The organism is Clostridium sp. YIM B02569 (genome assembly GCF_022320765.1).
GTDB classification, from domain to species: Bacteria; Bacillota; Clostridia; order Clostridiales; family Clostridiaceae; genus Clostridium; species Clostridium beijerinckii.
Genome location: NZ_JAKJJX010000020.1, coordinates 25,116 through 43,170, shown reverse-complemented (window position 1 = coordinate 43,170; position 18,055 = coordinate 25,116). Strand labels below are relative to the sequence as shown.

12 protein-coding genes are annotated in these 18,055 nt (G+C 29.9%); 1 reads left to right on the top strand and 11 read right to left on the bottom strand.

Annotation, left to right across the window (positions count from 1 at the left end):
* Positions 1-34: 34 nt before the first annotated feature.
* The 7 genes from L3B96_RS17785 to L3B96_RS17755 all read right to left on the bottom strand — a co-directional run bounded on the left by L3B96_RS17785 (position 35) and on the right by L3B96_RS17755 (position 12,506).
* Positions 35-1,246 carry a hypothetical protein gene (locus L3B96_RS17785; RefSeq protein WP_077853941.1) on the bottom strand — a complete coding sequence of 404 codons (1,212 nt, stop codon included), beginning with the start codon at positions 1,244-1,246 and terminating at the stop codon, positions 35-37.
* A 134-nt stretch (positions 1,247-1,380) separates the two neighbouring features.
* Entirely contained in the window at positions 1,381-1,902 is a 522-nt protein-coding gene (locus L3B96_RS17780; protein WP_077853940.1) for a metallophosphoesterase, read from the bottom strand.
* A 68-nt stretch (positions 1,903-1,970) separates the two neighbouring features.
* Positions 1,971-2,516 carry a hypothetical protein gene (locus L3B96_RS17775; protein WP_077853939.1) on the bottom strand — a complete coding sequence of 182 codons (546 nt, stop codon included), beginning with the start codon at positions 2,514-2,516 and terminating at the stop codon, positions 1,971-1,973.
* Positions 2,517-2,762: 246 nt separating this feature from the next.
* Positions 2,763-3,461: an ankyrin repeat domain-containing protein gene (locus tag L3B96_RS17770; protein ID WP_238948211.1), complete on the bottom strand. Its 699-nt coding sequence runs from the start codon at positions 3,459-3,461 to the stop codon at positions 2,763-2,765.
* Between the two features lie 301 nt (positions 3,462-3,762).
* Entirely contained in the window at positions 3,763-8,667 is a 4,905-nt protein-coding gene (locus L3B96_RS17765) for a DUF4132 domain-containing protein (protein ID WP_238948210.1), read from the bottom strand.
* Between the two features lie 18 nt (positions 8,668-8,685).
* The gene (locus tag L3B96_RS17760) at positions 8,686-9,105 is read right to left on the bottom strand and encodes a hypothetical protein (protein WP_077853936.1); all 420 of its coding nucleotides are present in this window, start codon (positions 9,103-9,105) and stop codon (positions 8,686-8,688) included.
* Between the two features lie 5 nt (positions 9,106-9,110).
* A complete protein-coding gene (locus tag L3B96_RS17755; protein WP_238948209.1) occupies positions 9,111-12,506 on the bottom strand; it encodes a DUF4132 domain-containing protein in 3,396 nt (1,131 codons plus the stop codon).
* A gap of 456 nt (positions 12,507-12,962) precedes the next feature.
* On the opposite strand from L3B96_RS17755, the gene L3B96_RS17750 reads away from it, so the two are divergent.
* Positions 12,963-14,054, top strand: coding sequence for a glycerol dehydrogenase (locus L3B96_RS17750; RefSeq protein ID WP_238948208.1), 1,092 nt, complete (start codon positions 12,963-12,965; stop codon positions 14,052-14,054).
* A gap of 401 nt (positions 14,055-14,455) precedes the next feature.
* Here the strand turns inward: L3B96_RS17750 and accC are convergent, their stop codons facing one another.
* From accC to pxpB, 4 genes are read right to left on the bottom strand one after another with little or no spacing between them, the layout of a single operon-like run.
* Positions 14,456-15,799, bottom strand: coding sequence for an acetyl-CoA carboxylase biotin carboxylase subunit (gene accC, locus L3B96_RS17745; RefSeq protein ID WP_077830128.1), 1,344 nt, complete (start codon positions 15,797-15,799; stop codon positions 14,456-14,458).
* Between the two features lie 22 nt (positions 15,800-15,821).
* Positions 15,822-16,283, bottom strand: coding sequence for a biotin/lipoyl-containing protein (locus tag L3B96_RS17740; RefSeq protein WP_077830127.1), 462 nt, complete (start codon positions 16,281-16,283; stop codon positions 15,822-15,824).
* Positions 16,284-16,297: 14 nt separating this feature from the next.
* On the bottom strand, positions 16,298-17,299 hold the full coding sequence (locus tag L3B96_RS17735) for a biotin-dependent carboxyltransferase family protein (RefSeq protein WP_077830126.1): 1,002 nt from the start codon (positions 17,297-17,299) through the stop codon (positions 16,298-16,300).
* Positions 17,299-18,009 (bottom strand): 5-oxoprolinase subunit PxpB, encoded by a 711-nt coding sequence (gene pxpB, locus L3B96_RS17730; protein ID WP_077830125.1) that lies wholly within the window; start codon positions 18,007-18,009, stop codon positions 17,299-17,301. Before pxpB ends, L3B96_RS17735 begins: the two co-directional genes overlap by 1 nt.
* Between the last annotated feature and the right edge of the window lie 46 nt (positions 18,010-18,055).

The window sequence follows — 18,055 nt, the reverse complement described above, 5'->3', positions numbered from 1 at the left end:
CCTTACTGTAAAATTTTCACAAGAATATTTTATATTAAATAAGGCTCTTTATTACTACTACCGCTCTATTTCTATGCTTACTATTAATTATTCCATCAAAATATATTGAATAACTTCTACCACAAGCCTTGAATTTACGAAGTATTACATTATCCATATTAAGTGTAATCTTTCTCCCTGTAACTTGATCAATATAACTCTTTTTATCTTTATGCTGTAACCAACACTCCAGAAGCTCTCCAGATCTAACTACAAGCCAGCCGTTACCTCCTTTTGTTGGTTCATCATCGCTGCCATATGTAAAAGTTAATGCATATGTATCGTTATCTAACTTCACACTTTCCATATAATATATAGAACATAATTCGGTAAATTCAAATAACTTCTTTTCTTCTATCCGTTCACCGTCAATGCCATAAACTACATAGAATATTTCGCTAGGTCTTTCTACATGAAATATGCTTCCGCCATTTGCTGTCACCTCAACTGTCTCATGATTTTTCCAATTGATAACAGGACTATTCTTTTCAAAATATGCATCCAAAAATATACCTTCTACATAAACTTTACGTTCCTTAATAGATACTCCTTTATCATCAAGCAAGCGATGCAATATCACATTTTCATCAATTGTTGAAAAAGCTTGTATTCCTTCTTCATTATACAAGCATCTACTTACCGATGGCTCTTCTATTTTCACACGCTTTACTGACTGAAAGTGTTTAGTCTTAGAAAATTTATATTCTCCTAGCTTTGTAGGTTTTTTATTAAAGGTTCCATCAGTATAAGATAATATCTTATCTCCATCTCTAAAAATATGTTCAGCTACTGATGCCACTAGTTTACAATCCTCAATATCATTCCTATCCCCTATTGGCAAACATACAACCCTATTTAAAGAGGTTTTTGAGTATCCAATTACGCACCAAATTTCGTCATTTGGCCCTTGGAACAGATCATATGGTACTCCTTCAGATTCGCAGTAACATGTGGTTTGTAAAGTTTCTACATCCATTTTAATATAGCAAAAGTTATCTTTATATTTCTCTAGCTGATCTAAATGTGATGCAATATTAGATGCATCTTTATAATTATTTATACTAAAGAATATTTGATTCTTTGATGGTAAATAGCACATATGGCCTGTGCTTAGGCGGAAATCAGCATCAATATATATACCATAAAACTCATTCATATGATAATTGCTGATTTTAAAAATATTGTTATCTATAATTAAATCTTCCACAGTCTTCCCTCCTAATATATTAAATATAAGAAATATTGCTCATAAAATTAAAATTTTGAGAACAATAAATCAATACATTTTTAGGTGCTACCTTTGCTAAAACTTGTTTTGAATATAAATATATTCATAATCTTCTACCCTAATGTTTTAATAATTTCCTCGATTGATATAGGCATATAATTATTTGCATCAACACCTACATCGTATCTCTTTACTTCATTTTTTAGCATTTCAAGATTATATGTAATATCTGAATGTATATGTCCATGTAAATGAATAGAACCATGCCCTTTTTTGTTCCATTCCAGTATAGGATAATGAAACAGTACAAATTTATAATTTCTATATTTAATTTCATGATAATCTTTAATCCATTGAAATAAGTCTTTATTAAAAGCATTGTCGTCAATAAAATTATCATGATTTCCTTTTATTAAGTATTTAGTACCACATAATAATTGTAAATAATGATTGGCAATTATGCCGCCTTTCATAGTAAAATCCCCTAAAATATAAACTTCATCATTAGGTCTTATAACATTATTCCAATTTTTTATTAATCTTCCATTCATTTCATCTACCGTATGAAATGGTCTGTTTGTGTGCTTGATGATTTTTTCATGATTAAAATGTAAATCTGATGTAAAATAAATCATATTTCTCTCCTGATCCGCCAATATACTATTTTAATTTACCACTCTAACATTAATATATTAGGCAATTTCTACATAGTTTCATAATCAATCCAGGTTTCATCTATAAAACCACAATTTGTACACCTTGTGCTTATTGTAATCCAACTAAAAGCATTTACCCAGTCCTCTTCACTAAACTCTGTATCTTCACAATTTTCTAAGAAATCTTCTTTACCTCCAGATGAAATGGCTACTGATACTTCATGGTGCTCGTCATTACATTTTGGGCATCTCCATAATTTTTTAAATTTTTCCATTGGAAAATCTTCATATCCCTTAAATCCAGATTCGTCACCACAAACGAATCCATTCCAACCATGAAGATTATCATCAAATATTAAATGTACTTTCCCACATTCTTTACATTTGCATTCTATTGCTAAATAAAAAACGCCTTCATATTCACATAATGTAATAATTTCGTTCTCATATGCTCCAAGGTAACTTAAAGAAAATTCTTTGTTTCCGCATGTACAAGCAATATCTCCTGCCACAAAAAATTCATCATTCTTGTCTCCTTTAGGAATTAATATATTTTTAAGATGCGTCGGTATTGGTAAAATGCTTTTTTTCATTATTTATTCACTCCAATCTTCTAATAGGTTTTTATATTTCTCTATTATCTCGTGCAAATTCTTTTTCAATTAATTCATCAATAGACTTGCATAAGAATCTTACGATTTTTTACTTATCCCCATTCATTCTCCAACTTATCCTAATTTTAAAGAACTTTCTCCACTTTCTATGTAAATTTTTAGGTCTATAACAGTATTCTCACTTATAGCAAAATTACAGAGTTTAGTTCTAAGCAAATATAACTTTTACAAATACCCAAGTTCATAATAATTATTAATTTGTGGATATTTTAATAGTATATATTTGATTAGCTCATATGCATTTTCATCATACTCTGATTTCTCATGTTCAAGCAGATATCTCCCATCAATTAATTGAAAGACTTCAATTGCTGTAATTTCTTTACAAATAGGCTTTTCTAACAAATATTTAATTGTTTTAAGATCATCATCATAGTTAAATCCTAAAATATAACCATGTATAAGTTCTGAAGTATTCAATTTATCAAGCTTACTAAAACATTCTTCATCATATAATAAATCATCAATTAATTGTTTCTCCTCTTCATAGAGTCTAAGACGAATGGAATTATGTGTAGCTATGAGTAAATCTGCTATATTACAATCATTCCTTGCAAAAAACCACGGTGTATCAATGATTCCAATGTCTGAATTAAGTTCAAATCCATAGTTTATCAAATACTTAATGACATCAACATCTTTAAATTTAATTGCTTTTATCATAGCATTTTGTCCAGATTTATCCTTTAAATAGGGATTGGCTCCTTTAGCTATCATATCTTTAAATATATCTAGTGGTAATTTATTAATAATTAAATTATGTAGTATTGTTCTTCCAAACTTATCTGTTTCATTAATATTTTCACTCGTATAATATTTAATAATTTCATCATATTGTTTTTCTTTAATCAATTTTTGAATCATATAATTCCCTCTTTCACTAATGCGTACTTTACTCAATTTCATTATCTTCTATATTTTTGCCACATTCTAAAAGGCCTCTAAAAATGAAATCTTCCATATTTTTAGATAATACTTTCATATATTCAGCATCGTGATACACAATTACAATTGGTATTTTAATTCTGCTCCATTGATTTCTAATAAAAATTCTTTATATATATTGGGAATGTTGTATTATTCTCTATTAATTATTGCAATATCAATTATTCTGCGGAGTGTTACTGATTTTCAGCACCACTCCGCAAGTTAAAATTTTTGAAAATTATACAACTTGCTCCAGTATGCTTGGATCTTTTATTTTACTATCTTCTGCTAAAATAGCAATTTTAGATATTATTTCCGCACTCTTTGGATCACTGTCTATAAATGGTAAGAATAATTTTACTCTTTGTCCAGAATGTATAGGAATTATATTAATAGCACCACTTCCCATCTTATGAACTATACCGCTTCCTAAGTGAACAGTATATTCACCATAGACTCCTGAAATATGAGCATGAGTTCCTTTTAACTTAACATTGCTTAACTTCATAAGCTTTAAAATTTCCTCAACAATTGCTGTTCTTACTTCAATAGTTGACATGCTTGCTTCCGGATCTACTCCTCCAACATGAGCTACACTTACAACTAAATCTAAATCCCTCATTACCTCTGAAAAAATCAATTTTGATACTTCTTCTAAATTTAAAAGCTTGTAGGTTTTTCTATCTTCAAATCTTACAAATTCAATTGTAGGCGACTCTATATCTGCTGGTGAGAACCAATCTGCTAAGGCATATATAGTTGCTATTATATTTTCCTTGTAATATACCTTTTGTAAGCCTTCTTCATCGCTTGCCATCCAGCCCCTAGTCTTTAAAAGTGCCAAAGTCTTTTTAGGCTGTACTTGATGGCCTGCATATCTTCTCGATAAAGTCTGTTCCTTTAGCTCATCTTTATTTGGCAGGTAAAGTTCTCTAAATACTTGTTTAAAAGGCTGCACAATTTTCTTTTCAAATATATCCTTTTGATAATCTCTCCAAACTTTAGCTTCATATAAATGAAGTGGATGAGCAATTATAATATCATCATCTTCTTTTAACTTAAATACCTCATTTTTATAATTTATCAAACTATTTTCTTGTAAATATCCTATAAAAGCATTAGTTTTAAAAACAAGACTTTTTATTATTGGTGCTAATACTGGATTTTTACATAACTCAATAAGTTCTACACCTTTAAATATCTCCCCATTTTCCATGGCATCTTCAAAGCTTTTTCTTGCCCTTGCATATTGATCCTTTAGATCCTTCTTTAATTGATTTATTTCCAATATATACTCATTTTTCTTAAGCTTTGCTGGTATACTCTTTAATGCTTTTCCTGCCTTAATACAAACCACATCCGCTTGTCCAAATTCGTCAATTACAAGCTGAACTTCAACTTCCTCAATTGCTTTAGGCTCCAAATAAGCTAGTACACTTTGAATTTTTAAAGTTTCCATATTCCAAATCAATCTATTTATATCCGAAAAGCCAGCATTTCTAGCCAGGTTAAGCAATGCTATACTTCCACTTCTTCTTTCACTTGATTGTCTTTGTGCTCCAAACTTCTTACTTTCCTTAATAAATTCTTGAATATATTCATATCTATCTAGTACATCTTCTTTATTCTTAACTGGAATTAATCCATAAGTAAGCAAATAATCCTTATTTCTCTTATCCTTAACTCTATTTTTAACTTCTTCTAAATCAAGTTTTCCGAGTGTTGCATCTGCAAAAAGCTGAGATCTCTTATGTAGAGCACCGCCTGCAATATATTTTGCACTATCGTAAACCACCTTAAAGTTCTTTTCTCCAAGAGTTTCATATGCTTCTTTAAACCATTCCTGATCAAATGCTCCATCCTTTAAATCTTCAACTGTTATAGGTGTATACCTTGCTACAATAGCAGTTTTTTCATCTGAAAAATAATCATTAACGTGAGCGTGGAAGTACCAACAGGCAGATTTTAGTCCTTCATAGCCCAAATATTCAGCTACTATATCTAACCATCCAGGTGAATACATAGCTGCTTCAATCAGCTGTTTACTGGTTACTTTTTTACCCTTTAAGAACTTCTTTAAATTTTCAGCTGTTTCACCTGCTTTTGGATAACAACATTTTAATAAATGACTTAAGATTTGTTTCTTAGTACAATCTCCACTCACAAAATTATAGCCTCTAATATAAGTATCTTTCTCTGATGCTAATATTATTGAAGCAAAAATGTTTACTCCATAGCATTTTTTTACTTTCGAAGCTAATAGGGTTACTTCTGTATCTAATTCTCCCCTATTTACTTCTATTTCACCTATAACTTCTACAGCCTTACTTGCAAGTTCTAATAACTTTTCATATTTTATAACTCTTTCTCTATGATATTTGTGTACACTAGTTAATAATTCAATATTTTGACTACTATTAGGTCTTCCCATAATTTCTTTTAAAGCTTCATTTTCATCTATAATATCAAGGTCTAAAGCCTTTCCAAAATCATATATTTCTAAGCTTCCGTTAACGTTATACTCACTAGCTTTATAATAATTATAGGCTATATTAAAATACTCCTTAAACTTATCATCAGTTTCTGAGTTATTTTTTAGAAGGTAAAGCCAATCATTAATTTCACTTGCTGCTGAAAAATACGCTTTTATTCTAGTACCACTATTATAGTAGCTTCCTTCTGAATATTTTTTAGTATGTCTATCTTTTGGAATCACTGTATATATATATTCTGTTATTGTTTTGCTTATATTAAAGATCTCATCTTTTTCTATTTCATCTGCTAACAAAATAAAGTAATCTTTTATCAACTGATAATATTTTATTTTCTCTAGACTTTTACTAAGCTTTTTAACTGTTCCATAATTAAAATTCATTTCTAAAAACTCATCATACCATTTGCTATTAGCAGAATACCTTCTAAAATGAACAGCTTTCATATAAAAATTTAACTCTAAAAGCTTCCAAGCATCTAAACCAATATTCCTTGCTGCTGTCCTAATTTCTTCTGCTAATGGGTAATTATTTAATTTCCTACTTTCTGTGCTAAAAGGCTGAAGATAATAAGAGCCGCCTAAGATAATCATCTCTTTATTTCCATCCCAGCGTGTTGTCTCATATTCTAAGTCTCTGTTTTTATCTATTAGCCCGCTGAAAGTATTAACTATCTTAATAATTTCCTCCTCTGTAGAACAGAACTTGCTTTGAATATCAAAATTATTATTTTTAATTTCTATAGGTTCATAATCTTTTGATGGATCATATAATCCAAAGCCGTTATTTAAATTTTTCCCTTCTTTTTGATCATTACCTATGTTTTCCGTAAGCAGTTTACCTTTCTGCAATACATCTTCCATAGCAGCTACGGCTTTTAAGCTCTCCTCAAAGATAGGTTTATGGTTTGTATCACCTTCAATAGCATTTACAATATCTATGGCAGCCAGCTTTTTATTTTCATCTTTGCTATTTATGAGATTGTTAATACTTTTCATTAATTCCTCATTAGATTGTTTTAATAGCAGCTTTATTGCATTTTTTCTCAAATCTCCAGATTTATATTTAAGTAAATCCTCTATATATACATAATCTTCCCTGTTCAATTCTAGAGCATTAATAGTCTTAAAAGCTGCTTCTCTAACAGATTGCCCCCTATCTCCACAAGCTTCTATTAGAGCATTCCTTTGCTTAAGATTTTCAGGCTCCTTTAAAAATTTTTTCACTAAAACTTCTCTAGCCTGAACACTCATCTTATCCTTATAATCAATCAATATATCAAGTATTTCATCATTATAGCTCATACCTACAGCTAAAAGCATATTATCCATTAGCTCTGTTTTTGTAAGTTCAAAGCTTATCCATGGAAATAAGGATTCCTTAAAGGTTATTTCCTTTTTAGGCATATTATCAAGTACTCTTTTCAATTTATTAAAAAGTCCTACTCCATAATAAGCTTCTCCTAGTTCAACATAAGGTTTAATTAAATTTTTATTATAAATCAAGCTATAAGCATTTATACCTGTAAATATATTTTTCAAAGCCGAACCTACAACTTCTAAATCTTCATCCTCTAACATTTCACAAGCAATTTTATGCTTATAAGTTTCAAATTGAATTTGACTTAAAAACTGCAGTGCTGCTAATTTCTTATATTTTACCTTTCCATGTAATAGTTCATTTAATACCTCTTTTGCATCTTCAAGTTCATTAAAGGCAACAGACCAAATACCTGTATATAAAAGTATATTATCATCTGAAGCTAAGCACTCCTCTTGATATTCTTTATCCTTTAACACCCTATATACAGCCTCAAAGCATTTTAATATGAGCTTTGGTTTTTCAGCTTCTAAATATAATCCTGTCCATACACTAAAACCTCTTACTACAGAAGAAAATCTAATTAAATTATTATCTATTATAAGTTTTAACATATATATAAAGGCTTCTTTACAACCTTCATCTAAGTTTTCGACTATAACCTGCCTTAAACCCTCTTGAAGTTTTGCTGCAAGTAAAAGGTCTCCAAGGATTCTATGAGCTTCTTCATTTTCACTCATTAACAATCCTCTTATGATTTCCCTAGTCACTATTGAAGTATTATTATCACTATAAATTACTTCTTTTATTTTTTCTAAAACCTCATTATCATTCCTGTCAAGCTCAACAGCTATAATATCTGAAATAACACCTATACCATTATACTTTTCCTTATTATTTTCAAAATATTTTACTAAAGAAAAGTCTGAAGCCTTTAAATATATAAGCTCCTTTAGCTTTTCAATGTTTTTGTTTAAATATAGATGTGAAGATTTTTTAGTTCTGTAGGATCTTCTATAATAACCAATAGAATAAGGATATTTACTTGCATTATCCCAAATTATTTTACCAAGCTCTGCATAATCTTCCTGAAGCAATAATTCTAATTTTTTGTAATTTTCTCCCTTAAATACCTCTTCAATCGCCTTTATACTTTTATCCCATAAAAGCACTTTTAATCTATCAGCTTTTTTTTCAAGTTCTCTATATGGTGGATTAATATTTTCTGTAATTTCTTTAGCTAAAGCTATATTCTTATCTGAAGAGTTTTTTTCTATAATTGTTTTTAAATATCTAAAAACAATTTCTTCCTTTTCGTTATCAAAATACATTCAACTTCCTCCATTTTACTACCATAGTCTACCAGAAAGCATAGTGAATCTTATAAAGGTTAATGTATCATCACCCTTTAACTCTATCTCTTCATCTAACTTTCCTGCCTCCTTATCACCAACAAAGACCTTATAAATTCCGTCTTCATATGCTAAGTATGCAGACTCCAGTGCTTTGCCTAGATCCTGCTTGGAGTCATTATACATACTTCCAAAGGAAACTTTGCCAATTTCAGCTTTATCTTCAATCTCTCTATTTGTAAGATAATCTACAAGTCTTTCCTTTTTTATATTTTCATTAAACTCTCTAACATTACTCGTAACTGTATATTTAATTAATTCCCTTAAAGTTGAAGGTACGCACTCCAACACCACTTCCTCTTTTGTTATAAAATTTTTACGTGAACCTGCCTGCTTTATATTAAAATATAATCTCATGATTTTTACCTATCCATTTTCCAATTAGCTGTAAAACCAGTCTTAGCTTCTAACGTTCTGTCCACATCATAAAGTATCTCACTAAAGAATCTTTTTGGAACCTTCATTGGTGCAATTCTATTCTCATCAGTTACTTCATCATAAACATAGCTACCTCTTTCGACTGTACTTGCTTTGTAGAAAACAAGTTCATAAATAGTAGTTTCTTCATCTTCATAACCAACTCCAAGATACTCAAATTGAAGCTCTGCACCTATTCCTATTTTTTCATCTTCCTTATAAAACTGATAATAGCATCCTGCATCTTGTATTGAACCTCTATACCATCCCATTTTAGTAAGCTTACCTACAAGTGAAAGCCCATTAATCTTAGTTCCGGCAAAACGTTCTATATTCTTCATTTCTTTCTCTTCTTCAGTCACAGTATAAACCTTCCTTTGTAGTTGCGGGAAAGGCTGTACTATTTCATAATCTTCAAATTGCTGCTTCCAACCTTCTAAAGTTTCTGTTTCTAGTTCTAAAGGGTGTACAAGTCCTATGAAAGAATTCTCTATAAGGTCATATTCTTCCTCATCAAATGTATTAAAACTTCCATCTTCCATGTATCTAAAAGTATCCTTTAGTTCTCCATCTTCATAAATCCCCCAAACCAAACCAAGAGAAAAATTATGCATTATAGGGTTTTCAACAAAAAGCTTTTCCCAATCTTTTTTCTTCCATAGTCTGTTTACTGTAAGCGCCATTTCCAGCCTTAAACTTTGAGTCGAAACAATAGTTTTCATCTGTTTCTTTAAGGCTTTGAATTCATTTGCTGCCTCTTTAGCTTTTAATTCATCATCAGATTTATTGGGCTTTGGCATAGTTTTAATTACTTTTCCGCTACTATCTGTAATTTTTAAAGAAAAATCTAAGCCTAAACTTGCAGTAAAACTTCTACTTCCAAAATCAAATACTCTTTCTCCTCTTTTGTTAAAACCTAAATCTGGTATTATTTTATCGGCTAAATCATCTTCAGTTAAATTAAACATCTTTGCTGCTGACACAAAAGCTTCTCCTGCCGCTTTTTTAATCTGTTTATGCTTAAATTTTCTAGCTATACTATCTATTATTATCAAGGCATCATCACTGCCATTTAAAGCTAAAGCTTTTACCGCCTCACAAGCGATAGCTCCTCTTGAAGTTTTTGACCAAACATCTATTTGAGTTTTTAATGTACTTACTACATTGAAGCCTCCAATTGCTGAAACTAGAGCTAGTACCCATTTTTGTTTTGTATCTGCACCATTATTAATCCAAAGATTTAGAATTTCACTTCCAAGGGCGTCTAAATCAGCCTTATTGCACCTTTCTATTACCTTTTCTGCTGTAAGATTTCTTTCTACCACATTTTCAAGAGAGTATTTACTTATAATATAGGTTATTACATCCTTTGATAAAACATTTCCATCTTCATACTTTACGTCTGTGAATCCTTCTACAACCATCCATTCTGGTGCAGTATACGAAGTTTTCTTGAGCCTCTCACTGCAGTAACTACTTATACTATTAGCACTTTCAAGTATTTCGGTGTCTAAATAATCTGCATTTACAATGTTTAAAAGTAAAATCTTAACTTTTTCATTTTTTTCTTTCTCCGCAAATTTTTCGATTTCTGCTTTAAATTCTCTCATATCAAAATTCATTAATATTTTGACAGCAATTTCTCGGGTTGCTGTCTTTTTGCTTGCTAATATACCTAAAACTTGCTTTTTGCATCCTTCATAAGAACTAAGTAGTCCTGCAATTTTATCTCTAATAAACTTTGAATTATCTGATAAACTTCTAACTAAAATCTCAGAATATTTTTCCTTATTAACTTTAAATAAAGCCTCAAGTACAACTTCTTTTGACTCACCTTTTAAATCCTCTGCAATATTTATAATCTCAGTATTTTCTTCATGACATAACATTTTTAAATATTCCTTGGCTTTTGGATTTAAAACTGCATCAGCAACTAGAATTAAGTGCTTTTCATTTATCCCTTCACTTAAAATTTTTTTTGCAAAACTTATATAACTTATATCATTATATCCAGTTACATATGATATAACTGAAGCTACTAAGGCATATTCTCCAACATTAACTGATATATATATAAATCTATGTATAATATCTCTAATTTCCTCTATAGAATACATTAATTGAAAACAAAGACCATGATATCGCCATATATAACCACTATGTCCATCAAATTTCTCAGTCCTATGAAAAAAGTCCTCTAATAAATCTTCATTTTTGCCTTCTAATACATACTCTAGTATTTTAGCTTTTTCTTTTCTCTCTAAAATTTCTAATGTTCTATCAGTACATATGAAAAGATTCAAAATTATTCCTATAACATTTTTTAAGTTTTCAAGATCTGCTTCTTCCTTAGAGTAGCTATAAATAAAATAAGCAAGTAAGAATACTTCTAAATCATGAAAATTATCTTGACCAAGCTTCTTTTTCTTTAAAGCTTCAAAAGTTTCTCTAAAAACTAAAGGTATTTCTTTTATCCTTTCTTCTATCTCTTCACGTATCTTCTTATTTTCTTCTCTAACATATATACTTATTAATCTATGTACATATAGCTTTTTATCAATATTAAATCTATTTGCAATATCATAACTTTGTGCTGTTTTATCATAAAAACAAATAAATTCTACTAATTCATAAAATAACATTCTTCTATTAGTGCTTTTACTAATGATATTGCTGACAACTTCCTTTAAATCCTCATTTTTATCGCAAGCATAAGAGAAAAAATCAATTAGAGCTGTTTGCTTATCTTTTAAATATTTGTTTACATTATCTGCATCTTCAAAATTATGTTTTATAAATTCTTTTCCACTTTCTGGTAAACTACAGTCATTTTTAATTGCTAAGGCTGCTAATGATAATTTAGTAAACTCGTCTTCTGCTTCTAAAAAGGTTTTTGATATTATTTCCTTGTCTTCTAATACCATTTCTTCAACGATTGTAATTACTTCTATTACATTTCTACGATAAAGACAATTTTTTATAAGCCATAATAGAAGCTTTTCTTTATGTTCCATAGGTTTTAAGTAATTTACAGTTTTAGCCACAGAGTAAAATCTTCCATTTATTATTTGAAAGAAGCTCTCTCCTCCTATAGCAAAGAATACATTTATTATTCTTTTAAAAATTTCTTCTTTCTCTATAAAACCGTCCATTAGCTTCCAAAAATCTGCTCTTATGTTATAGTGACTTCTAAGAGCCTTTTCCATATTATATTTATGAAATTCTTCTAAATTCAAAGAATTTTCTCCACTTTCAATATAAACTTTAATCTTTATAATTTCTTCATCTTTTATAGTACAGTTACAAAGTTTAACCTTTAGTAAATTTAATAATTCATCCATTTATTTTCCCCCCATTTATATATTCTAAAATTTAAAATAAATCTTATTTCAGCGAGCTATATTCACAAGTTCAAGTTTAATCTGAGATATTTATATGAATAAAATTATACCATACCTTTCTATTTATCATAATAATTGTAGTTTAAACTAAAATATGTTAAATTGTTCTTTCTTAAATTCTCAATGGTTTTTCTATAAATTCCTATATAGTTTGTCTTGTTGAAAAATTATATATCTAAAGTGTGTTCCGTAAATTTTATAATATAAATGTGCATTGTGTTACTCAATCAAAGCTTCATCATCACCTAATATTTGATCATCAATGGTTGTATTATGCAACATTACTTTAATTACTTCCTTTTGATACATGTAAACTTTACCATAACTGATAAAAATGGTATAATTTAAGACATAATAATTAATATACATTGTTAAAGAGTTAAGGGGGAGTTTTTTATGGCAAAAATTATGATTGCACCAAGTAAATACATTCAAGGTAATGGAGAATTGAAAAATATTGCAGAATACGTATCTGTACTTGGTGAAAAAGCATTATGCTTGATTAGTGAAAGTGGCTTAAAAAGGGTAAAAGATACTATAGATAAAAGTTTTGAGGCTAAAAATATAGGTGTAAAATATGATTTATTTAACGGAGAATGCTCTATAACTGAAGTAAATCGTATTATCAAAATTTGTGATGAAAATCAATTAACTGTTCTCATTGGTATTGGCGGTGGAAAAATTATTGATACTATTAAAGCTGTTGGATACTATGCAAATCTTCCTGTTGTGATTGTACCTACCATAGCTGCTACAGATGCTCCATGCAGTGCTTTGTCAGTTTTATACACTGATGATGGCGTCTTTGATAAATACTTATTCTTAAAGCAAAATCCTAATATAGTTTTGGTTGATACTGGTATTATTGCAAAAGCTCCAGTTCGTCTTTTAGTATCTGGTATGGGTGATGCCTTAGCGACATATTTTGAAGCAAGAGCTTGTGAAAAGTCTAATGCTGGAACATGTGCTTTTGGTACTACTACTATTACAGCTCAATCATTAGCTAGACTATGCTATGATACATTAATTACTGAAGGATATAAGGCAAAACTTGCTGTAGAAGAAGGAGTTTGTACAAAATCAGTAGAAAAAATAGTTGAAGCTAATACTCTTCTTAGTGGTCTTGGATTTGAAAGCGGTGGTATTGCAGCGGCTCATGCTATCCATAATGGTTTAACTGTATTGCCAGCTTGCCATCATATGTACCACGGTGAAAAAGTTGCATTTGGTACATTAGCTCAATTAGTACTTGAAAATGCTCCAATGGATGAAATTGAAGAAGTATTAGATTTCTGTACTAGAGTCGGTCTTCCTGTTACTTTAAAACAATTAGGTATCAATGAAATAAAACCAGAAGAAATTATGGAAGTTGCAAAGGCTGCTACTTCAAAAGAAGATACTGCACATAATATGCCATTTGAAGTTACCCCTGAAGATGTCTACTCTGCTATTTTAACAGCTAACAGATTAGGACAAGAATATATGTAATAAGTAAAAAATTTGCAGGCAGATAAGATTTCTTTTTTGTTCTTTTTAGAATATAAAAACTATTCAATTAATTTTTTAAAGTTGTCTGCAGAGTTTACTGGAATAAAAGTTCCTAAAGACTAAAAAAGGCTTAAAGTAAGTAAATATTTGCTCACTTTAAGTCTTCTTTATATTAGCATAAACACATTTTCCAGAAATTTTATATATTTAATGATAACTATATATTAAATTATTCTAAAAGTCTTAATTTCATATGGATTTATAGTAAAGATGAATTTTTTTAGTTCTGTAACCCTCTATATTGAAAATATTAATGTGTAATCTTTAATATTAATATCTTCACCAAGGGTATCTAAAACATCCATGCCCAATATGCAGTCTAATTAAATTATAAGAATTTATTAACAGATTTTATGTATTTCCAAAAATTTTGTATTAAAGTTTCCTTTTCTAAAAGTTTCATTATCCATTAATTTTTTGTGAAAAGGAATTGTTGTTTTAACTCCTTCAATAACAAATTCATTTAATGCTCTTTTCATTCTTAAAATTGCTTCATCTCTATCTCTTCCCCAAGCAATCACTTTTGATACCATTGAATCATAAAATGGTGAAATAACGTATCCTGGATAAACTGCACTATCTATTCTTAAACCAATTCCCCCAGGTGATAAATAATTTTCAACCTTTCCTGGACAAGGAATAAAGTTTCTAGATGGATCTTCCGCATTTATTCTACATTCTAAAGCGCATCCATTTATCTTAACATCTTCTTGAGTAAAAGATAATTTTTCACCACTTGCTACTAATATTTGTTCTTTCATAAGATCAATGCCAGTTATCATTTCAGTGACACCATGCTCAACTTGTATTCTTGTATTCATTTCCATAAAATAAAAATTATTATCCTCATTTAAAAGAAATTCAACAGTTCCTACGCTATTATACTTTACAGCTTTAGCTACTTTTACAGCCGCTTCACCCATAGCATTTCTTAAATCTTCATTTAATGCTGGTGATGGTGATTCTTCTACAAGCTTTTGATGACGCCTTTGTATTGAACAATCTCTTTCACCTAAATGAACTACATTTCCATAATTATCTCCAATTATTTGAATTTCTACATGTCTAGTATACTCTAAATATTTCTCCAAATAAACCATAGGATTTCCGAAATAGTTTTGTGCTTCCTTTTGGGCAGTTTCAATGGAGCTTATTAATTCATCTTCAGAATTAACCACTCTCATTCCTTTACCTCCGCCTCCTGCTGATGCTTTAACTATAACTGGATATCCTATTTCTTTTGCAATTGCTATTGCTTCATTAATATTTTGTATTTCTCCATCTGTCCCAGGAACAGTAGGCACTCCGGCTCGCTTCATTGTATCTCTTGCATTAGATTTATCACCCATTAAACTTATAATTCCAGGACATGGACCTATAAATTTAATTCCAAATTCCTCACACATTTGAGCAAAATTTGTATTTTCTGAAAGGAAACCATAACCTGGATGAATAGCATCTACTTTAGCATGTATAGCGACACTCAATATATTTTGCACATTAAGATAACTATCCTTTACAAATGTTTTACCAATACAATAAGCTTCATCAGAAATTTTTACATGCAATGCATCTTTATCAGTTTCTGAATAAATAGCAACTGTTGAAATTCCAAGCTCTCTGCAAGCACGTATAATTCTAACAGCAATTTCTCCTCTATTAGCTATGAGAATTTTCTTAAACATATCTTTCTCCTTTTCAAATCACTTACTTACTTTTTATCTCAAATAGTGGTTGGCCGTATTCTACAAACTCTCCATCCTTAACTAATATATCAACTATAGTTCCTTGAACGCCCGCTTCAACTTCATTAAATAATTTCATTACTTCAATCAACCCAACAACAGTATCACATTCTACCTCATCATTAACTTTAACGAATGCTTGTTCATTTTTTTCTTTGGAAGAATAGAAACTCCCTGCAAAAGCGGCTTTAATATATTCCTTCTCTGTAATTTCTGGCTCAACGTCCTCATTGATACTTTTCTCAATTTTAGACTGAGCAGCTTTAATTTCACCTTTAGTAAACGTATTAGTACCAGCTAAACCTTCACATATCTTATTCTTATCTATTATTATCTTGCTATCTTCATGTTGAAATTCAAAGTGAGAAACCTCGAATTTATCAACAACTTGCATGATTTTTTCTATATCCTCTATATTAATCATAATTTCACTTCCTATTATAATATTGTAAGTCTTATTGCTTTTTTTAGTTCATCAATATATTTTTCTCTTTCAAAGTACAGCCTTTCAGCATCCTTTAATGTAATCTGTTTAAATTTAATTTTACTATTAGGTTTTAGTTGAACTATTTTTTGAATATCTGCAGAAACTACGTGAGCTATTTTAGGATATCCTCCTGTAGTTTGCCTATCTGCTAATAAAATAATAGGGTTACCGTCAGGTGGAATTTGAATAGTCCCAACAGAAACTTCTTCAGATATCATTTCCAATCTTTCTTTAAGTTCTATTTTTTCTCCACATAAACGATATCCCATTCTATCTGATTTATTGTCTACATTAAACTCTGAATTAAAAAATTTATTTATACTTTCATCAGAAATATTATCAAATTGCCTGTCTTTAAAAACTCTAATAATTGTGCTATTGATATTTTCTACTGTTGAATCCCCAATATACCAACTGGGAGCTACAAACTCACCTTTTTGAGTTATCTCTTGTAGCTTTTCTATTATTTTAATAGCTGCTACACTTTTAGTACCAATATTTAATATATCTCCCTTTTTCAAAGGTCTTCCATTAAAGCCTCCAAATTGTGCTCTTAAATATGTACTTTTACTTTCCATAACTTCTGGAACGGCAAAGCCGCCTGCTATAGCTAAATAAGAACGACATCCAGCTATACACGCTCCAAAATTTAATACACAGTCTTCCTTTAAATAAACTGGTCTTCCCATTGGAATTTTCTTTCCATTAATAGTAGGTGAAATATTTCCACCCGTTATAGAAATTAAGGCTCCCTTTTCTAACTCTAATGAGGGACCAATCATTGTAATTTCCAAAACACCTTCATTTTCATCATTTCCAACTGCAATGTTTGCAATTCTCATAGCATAAACATCCATAGCACCGCTAACTATAACCCCATATTTTTGATATCCATGTCTTCCCAAATCTTGAATAGTTGACTGCAGTCCTGGATTTAAAACAGATATACTCACTATTCTTCCTCCTTTAACTGTACATATTCTTCATAAGAAATAGGATAAAACTTAACTATATCTCCTGCCTTTAAAAGGCTTTTAGAATTTCTCTTTAAATCAAATAATTTTAATGGTGTCTTTCCTATAAGCTGCCAGCCCCCAGGAGTTTCTATAGGATATACCCCTGTCTGCATTCCAGCAATACCAACTGAACCTGCTGGTATTGCTATTCTTGGAGATTCACGCCTTGGAGCCGCAATTTTTTCAGACATTCCACCTAAGTATGGAAATCCTGGAGCAAAACCAATCATATAAACTAGATATTTTCCTTCAGAATGAATTTTTATAACCTCATCTACAGTAATATTATTTATTTTTGCAACTTGCTCAATATCTTGTCCAAATTCACCGCCATAGCACACTGGAATTTCAACTATATGTTCTTCATCTTCTAAAGAAAAATCAAGTTTAGATATTATATTATCCAAAATAACTTTTACCACTTCATAAGGGGATTCACTCTTCATATCCAATGGATTATAAATGACAGAAACACTTGTAAAAGCTGGTACATACTCTACCATTCCATAAAAAGGTTTCTCATCAAGATAAGTACAAAAGGTTCTTACTTTTTTATTTATATCCTCACTAATTTTTCTTCCAAACTCAACCAAAGCTGCTGTTTCACTTATTTGAGAAATTTTAGCTTTAAACTTGCTTTTTTCCATATCATTGTTTCACCCCTTTAGACCTTTTTCCTAATTTTATTTATTT

Excerpts from the sequence above, each read along its gene's own strand:
- L3B96_RS17780 (WP_077853940.1), bottom strand. The coding sequence starts at position 1,902 with ATGATTTATTTTACATCAGATTTACATTTTAATCATGAAAAAATCATC.
- L3B96_RS17775 (WP_077853939.1), bottom strand. The coding sequence starts at position 2,516 with ATGAAAAAAAGCATTTTACCAATACCGACGCATCTTAAAAATATATTA.
- L3B96_RS17770 (WP_238948211.1), bottom strand. The coding sequence starts at position 3,461 with ATGATTCAAAAATTGATTAAAGAAAAACAATATGATGAAATTATTAAA.
- L3B96_RS17765 (WP_238948210.1), bottom strand. The coding sequence starts at position 8,667 with ATGTATTTTGATAACGAAAAGGAAGAAATTGTTTTTAGATATTTAAAA.
- L3B96_RS17760 (WP_077853936.1), bottom strand. The coding sequence starts at position 9,105 with ATGAGATTATATTTTAATATAAAGCAGGCAGGTTCACGTAAAAATTTT.
- L3B96_RS17755 (WP_238948209.1), bottom strand. The coding sequence starts at position 12,506 with ATGGATGAATTATTAAATTTACTAAAGGTTAAACTTTGTAACTGTACT.
- L3B96_RS17750 (WP_238948208.1), top strand. The coding sequence starts at position 12,963 with ATGGCAAAAATTATGATTGCACCAAGTAAATACATTCAAGGTAATGGA.
- accC (WP_077830128.1), bottom strand. The coding sequence starts at position 15,799 with ATGTTTAAGAAAATTCTCATAGCTAATAGAGGAGAAATTGCTGTTAGA.
- L3B96_RS17740 (WP_077830127.1), bottom strand. The coding sequence starts at position 16,283 with ATGATTAATATAGAGGATATAGAAAAAATCATGCAAGTTGTTGATAAA.
- pxpB (WP_077830125.1), bottom strand. The coding sequence starts at position 18,009 with ATGGAAAAAAGCAAGTTTAAAGCTAAAATTTCTCAAATAAGTGAAACA.